Source organism: Bacillus sp. S4, assembly GCF_040838205.1.
Taxonomy (GTDB): Bacteria; Bacillota; Bacilli; order Bacillales; family Bacillaceae_G; genus Bacillus_A; species Bacillus_A cereus_U.
This window is the reverse complement of the sequence record NZ_JBFPJI010000414.1, coordinates 1-2,558: the sequence shown is the minus strand read 5'-3', so window position 1 is coordinate 2,558 and position 2,558 is coordinate 1. Positions and strand designations below refer to the sequence as shown.

Here is a 2,558-nt window from a genome sequence, read left to right as displayed (position 1 = left end):
CCATAATAGTTACTCTTTTTGTTTACATCGATAAATATAGGCTACACCTTAATGAAAGTATATTTATGTTTATGGTTCGATTTATCTAAATACTTTTCAATCCACTTTTGCAACTTAACAGAGCCCATCTCTATCAAAGAATTTCCACCTAGTCTTATAGCATACTTTTATTTAAATTCTCAATCTCATTTTGCAACTTTTTAAATTGCTCAAAATGCATTGTTATAGATTGAATACTATTCCTTTCAACATTTTGCTTCACTAATAAAACGCCTGTATCGTGAAAAATCGCTTCAAGTTCTTTCCTTATAGATACTTTCGTAATATATGCGGTTTTAATTGCCGATAAAATTGCTATTTCATTAAACTTTAATTTTATTTCATTAGGACAAAATGCTTTTTCGATCAAAGTAACATCATTACTATAAATAAAAGCAACAAGTTTACTTGATTCTGCATCTGTTAAATCCACTGTTTTTATAACATTATCCATTACATTTTGCCTCCTTTAATTCCGTATATATTAATTATTCGAATTTATTCTTTTTAAAATTCAACTCTTCGTTAATTTTAACATACTTTTTGCTCGATTGATTAAACAAAGCTTATAACATTTTTCTATTCCGGAATATTTGTCAAATGAACCAATTAGACTATACCTTCATATAGTAATGCAAACAATTACTTATAAAGTAGGTGAAAATTATGCCCTCAGTTGTAGGGAATTTAGTTGTACAAAATAGTAACGGGTCTTTCAACTTAGGTGATTTCTACAACGTTTCTCCAAAAGAGAATACGAAAGCTTATAACGGCTCTGGCGCATCTAACGTTGGTTTCGTAGTGAACACTTTCAGTGGGGTTAGCGCGACTAATACATTTGATTCTGATCTAGCAGATCAAAACCAAGTTGGTACGGCCTAACCAAATCGGTAATCATTTTTGTATAACATTTTCAAATTTGTCTATACTATACTCAGGCTGATACACAGCTATCGTCGATTTTTTGAGTGCCAATCTTTTTCTCCCTTTCCCTGGGACTAAGCAGCTAGTTTGCATCTAGCTGCTTTTTCATTTAGTTCTTCACCTCTTCAAAAAAATTAGGCTTTTACAGGTAGCCTGACTCACAGCCGAATTTTGAGGCGTAAATCTAACTGCCCGCAAATAGCTAGATAAATTAAAGAAGCTAAACTTCAAAATTCAGCTTCTTTTAAGTTACATCAATTATGTCCCTTGCAGCAAATATATATGTTTTATAAAATGCATCTGTACATTTTACAATTTGTTGAATTGGATTTATATGAACCACTGTCATATAACTCGTAAGTATGTATCCTTCTTCAAAATAGGTCACTAACATCTCTTTTTCAGACAATAATGAAGTTAATAATTTGTCTGAAATACTTTCTTTCGCTTCATTCGTTATTAGTGGCCTTTGGACTTTTAATTTCTCTCCAATAATTTTTCTCATACTTAATAATTGTTCCGACATTACTGTAAATGGAACCCACTCTCTTCCTTTTTCCTGTACCTTTACATAATTCATTTTCTTTACTCCTCAATTTTCTACATCTATCCATTCATAAATTTTACTTCTAAATACACTTTATCCATCTCTTATTTAATATGTAGCGTAGCTTTCCAATTCAAAATTATTTATGAATTTGTAGGAATCTCCACCCAAAAAGAACGTTAGTTCTAATTATACACGAACGAATGTTCTTTCGGAAGTACAACATGTAAATTTTTTAAACAAAATGCAACCTTAATCTATGAAGTTTATTCATACTGATTGATTCCTCCTTTTAATTAATGAATTCTCTTTGCACTTCCTATCGCATCATAGAATACGTGTAGCAACAATAAAAGCGACTCCACCTAATGTGAAATCGCTTTTATTGAACTAATTATATTTCTAATTTTACTTTTCTATCCTAACTAACGTTCTTTCTGGAATACAAATTTCAGCTACATCTCATTAACCATCCTTCAACAAAAGCATATACTTTGATTATGAACGAACGCACAAATCTTTAGAAACTTATGATGTAAAACCATTCATTCCTCATAAGTTTCATACATATCGACAATTACTACCATTTATCCCGCTATTTGCGAGCTAATAATCAGTGAGAACGAACAAAACTCAAATTGATTAATATTTCACTTTCTTTATTGAATAAGTTTAGGTTGCATAATAATATGTAATTCTCTCTCTGTTTCTGTTTTTTTCGGATTTCGATAGTATTCCAGTTTATATTCTAATACTTCATACTCAACCATCCCAATCTTTATCCCTTTTGTTTCCTTTAATACAGCTAATAGAACGCTTATATTTTCATTAGATGATTCAAAAATTTTCCCTCCGCCTTCTCTCTTAAAAATAACTTTCATATATTCTCCCCCAAGTTAATTTAATAATCTAGTAAATATAAAAATATTCATCCTACTTTAATAAATAATTCATATCATCGTTAAGAACATCCTTTTGTAATAAATGTTCAAAATTTCACTTCCTATAAAGTTAGTTTATACTCCAATAAATATGATATGTACCATTC

The 2,558-nt window shown here is 30.1% G+C and carries 4 protein-coding genes; 1 reads left to right on the top strand and 3 read right to left on the bottom strand.

Features of this window, described 5'->3' with window-relative positions:
• Window positions 1-154 precede the first annotated feature (154 nt).
• Window positions 155-493: a hypothetical protein gene (locus AB3X48_RS20965; protein ID WP_002012726.1), complete on the bottom strand. Its 339-nt coding sequence runs from the start codon at window positions 491-493 to the stop codon at window positions 155-157.
• 212 nt (window positions 494-705) lie between these two features.
• Between AB3X48_RS20965 and gerPF the strand changes: the two genes are divergently transcribed.
• Entirely contained in the window at window positions 706-921 is a 216-nt protein-coding gene (gene gerPF / locus AB3X48_RS20960; protein WP_001141569.1) for a spore germination protein GerPF, read from the top strand.
• Window positions 922-1,207: 286 nt separating this feature from the next.
• On the opposite strand, the gene AB3X48_RS20955 is transcribed toward gerPF, so the two are convergent.
• Window positions 1,208-1,543 carry a YolD-like family protein gene (locus tag AB3X48_RS20955; protein ID WP_002012722.1) on the bottom strand — a complete coding sequence of 112 codons (336 nt, stop codon included), beginning with the start codon at window positions 1,541-1,543 and terminating at the stop codon, window positions 1,208-1,210.
• Between the two features lie 626 nt (window positions 1,544-2,169).
• A complete protein-coding gene (locus AB3X48_RS20950; RefSeq protein WP_002157948.1) occupies window positions 2,170-2,391 on the bottom strand; it encodes a hypothetical protein in 222 nt (73 codons plus the stop codon).
• Window positions 2,392-2,558 lie beyond the last annotated feature (167 nt).